This window comes from Candidatus Protochlamydia sp. W-9 (genome assembly GCF_001950615.1).
GTDB lineage: Bacteria > Chlamydiota > Chlamydiia > Chlamydiales > Parachlamydiaceae > Protochlamydia > Protochlamydia amoebophila.
In genome coordinates this window covers 1-235 of record NZ_BCPZ01000333.1, presented here as the reverse complement: position 1 = coordinate 235, position 235 = coordinate 1, and the positions used below count along the sequence as shown (strand labels likewise).

The window sequence follows — 235 nt, the reverse complement described above, 5'->3', positions numbered from 1 at the left end:
TGCAGCAACAACTTGCTAAGATGCAGGAAGAGAAAGAGCAAAGACAACAGATGCCATTGCCTGAAACGAACCCCAAAGCAGAAAGTCGCAAGAGTCTCCACGAGAGAGAAGAGGAACTATTAAGGCAAATTGGCTTAAAAGAGATCATCCGATTTGATAATCTAGAAGATACGAGTCATTTATCCTCATGCCTTGCAACCTTTTCTGAGAAATTTGAAAAGGGACCGATCTGTGT

1 protein-coding gene is annotated in these 235 nt (G+C 42.1%); it reads left to right on the top strand.

The annotated features are described in order from the left end of the window. On the top strand, positions 1–235 hold a 235-nt coding region (locus BU804_RS09305), incomplete at both ends, for a hypothetical protein (protein ID WP_158025048.1).